Origin of the sequence: Ramlibacter tataouinensis (genome assembly GCF_001580455.1) — a bacterium.
Lineage (GTDB): Bacteria > Pseudomonadota > Gammaproteobacteria > Burkholderiales > Burkholderiaceae_C > Ramlibacter > Ramlibacter tataouinensis_B.
The window spans coordinates 2,500,001-2,502,500 of the sequence record NZ_CP010951.1; the positions used below are offsets into that span (position 1 = coordinate 2,500,001).

Below are 2,500 nucleotides of genomic sequence, written 5' to 3' on the forward strand. Positions count from 1 at the left end.
CAGAGCACCGGGTGCTAACGTCCGGACTCAAGAGGGAAACAACCCAGACCGCCAGCTAAGGTCCCTAAAATTGGCTAAGTGGGAAACGAAGTGGGAAGGCTAAAACAGTCAGGATGTTGGCTTAGAAGCAGCCATCATTTAAAGAAAGCGTAATAGCTCACTGATCGAGTCGTCCTGCGCGGAAGATGTAACGGGGCTAAGCCAGTTACCGAAGCTGCGGATGCACAGCAATGTGCGTGGTAGGAGAGCGTTCTGTAAGCCTGTGAAGGTGCGTTGTAAAGCGTGCTGGAGGTATCAGAAGTGCGAATGCTGACATGAGTAGCGTTAAAGCGGGTGAAAAGCCCGCTCGCCGTAAGCGCAAGGTTTTCTACGCAACGTTCATCGGCGTAGAGTGAGTCGGCCCCTAAGGCGAGGCAGAGATGCGTAGCTGATGGGAAACAGGTCAATATTCCTGTACCGATGTGCAGTGCGATGTGGGGACGGAGAAGGTTAACTCAGCAGACTGTTGGATGTGTCTGTTCAAGCCTGTAGTCGTGCCTGGTAGGTAAATCCGCCGGGCTTAGATGAGAGGTGATAACGAGGCGGCTTGCCGCCGAAGTGAGTGATACCCTGCTTCCAGGAAAAGCCACTAAGCTCCAGCTGCACACGACCGTACCGCAAACCGACACTGGTGCGCGAGATGAGTATTCTAAGGCGCTTGAGAGAACTCAGGAGAAGGAACTCGGCAAATTGACACCGTAACTTCGGAAGAAGGTGTGCCTTTAGTAGGTGAAGTCCCTCGCGGATGGAGCCCAATGAGGTTGCAAAAAATCGGTGGCTGCGACTGTTTAATAAAAACACAGCACTCTGCAAACACGAAAGTGGACGTATAGGGTGTGACGCCTGCCCGGTGCTGGAAGATTAAATGATGGGGTGCAAGCTCTTGATTGAAGTCCCAGTAAACGGCGGCCGTAACTATAACGGTCCTAAGGTAGCGAAATTCCTTGTCGGGTAAGTTCCGACCTGCACGAATGGCGTAACGATGGCCACACTGTCTCCTCCTGAGACTCAGCGAAGTTGAAATGTTTGTGATGATGCAATCTCCCCGCGGAAAGACGGAAAGACCCCATGAACCTTTACTGTAGCTTTGTATTGGACTTTGAACGGATCTGTGTAGGATAGGTGGGAGGCTTTGAAGTGCGGTCGCTAGATCGCATGGAGCCAACGTTGAAATACCACCCTGGTGCGTTTGAGGTTCTAACCTAGGCCCGTTAACCGGGTCGGGGACAGTGCATGGTAGGCAGTTTGACTGGGGCGGTCTCCTCCCAAAGCGTAACGGAGGAGTTCGAAGGTACGCTAGTTACGGTCGGACATCGTGACGATAGTGCAATGGCATAAGCGTGCTTAACTGCGAGACCGACAAGTCGAGCAGATGCGAAAGCAGGACATAGTGATCCGGTGGTTCTGTATGGAAGGGCCATCGCTCAACGGATAAAAGGTACTCTGGGGATAACAGGCTGATACCGCCCAAGAGTTCATATCGACGGCGGTGTTTGGCACCTCGATGTCGGCTCATCTCATCCTGGGGCTGTAGCCGGTCCCAAGGGTATGGCTGTTCGCCATTTAAAGAGGTACGTGAGCTGGGTTTAAAACGTCGTGAGACAGTTTGGTCCCTATCTTCCGTGGGCGCTGCAGATTTGAAGAAGCCTGCTCCTAGTACGAGAGGACCGGAGTGGACGCACCTCTGGTGTATCGGTTGTCACGCCAGTGGCATTGCCGAGTAGCTAAGTGCGGAAGAGATAACCGCTGAAAGCATCTAAGCGGGAAACTCGTTCTAAGATGAGATCTGCCGGGGCCTCGAGCCCCCTAAAGAGTCGTTCAAGACCAGGACGTTGATAGGCTGGGTGTGGAAGCGCAGTAATGCGTTAAGCTAACCAGTACTAATTGCTCGTGCGGCTTGACCCTATAACTTTGACCGAATCGGTCAGGTTGTTATGCCAAGTGACGCAATCTAAATAAGCTGATTTGCTCTATGAATTGGTCGTCCTGACCCAGTCAGGCCGGCAAAAAGTTATGCCTGATGACCATAGCGAGGTGGTCCCACTCCTTCCCATCCCGAACAGGACAGTGAAACGCCTCTGCGCCGATGATAGTGCGGATTCCCGTGTGAAAGTAGGACATCGTCAGGCTATTACAGCGAGACGCCCCGTCTAACGACGGGGCGTTTTCATCAGAGCTCTGAAAAGAGTTTTGATGAGAACGCAAAAAGCGTGCTAGAATTCAAGGCTCTGCTGATCGCAGCAGTAGCAAGAGACGAAGCGAAGGCGCGAAGCTGGAGCGGGTAGTCGAAGGTTCGTTAAAAACATACAGCCGATAAGCGTGGGCGTTTGAAGGCGATTGCCAAGTTCTTCGGAACTAGGTCGCAAGACCTTTAAACGCTCATGAAGAGAAGTGAAGTTCACTTCGATTCCTATGAGCAAAAATCAAGATCGAACTGTAGAGTTTGATCCTGGCTCAGATT

General features: G+C 52.1%; 3 rRNA genes (2 of these 3 cut by a window edge). All 3 read left to right on the forward strand.

From position 1 onward, the window contains the following. Nucleotides 1–1,944 (forward strand): 23S ribosomal RNA (locus tag UC35_RS12085); it begins 930 nt to the left of the window's first position. Between the two features lie 111 nt (nt 1,945–2,055). Next, nucleotides 2,056–2,168: ribosomal RNA gene (gene rrf, locus UC35_RS12090) — 5S ribosomal RNA — on the forward strand. 302 nt (nt 2,169–2,470) lie between these two features. Next, a 16S ribosomal RNA gene (locus UC35_RS12095) occupies nt 2,471–2,500 on the forward strand (it continues 1,505 nt past the right edge of the window).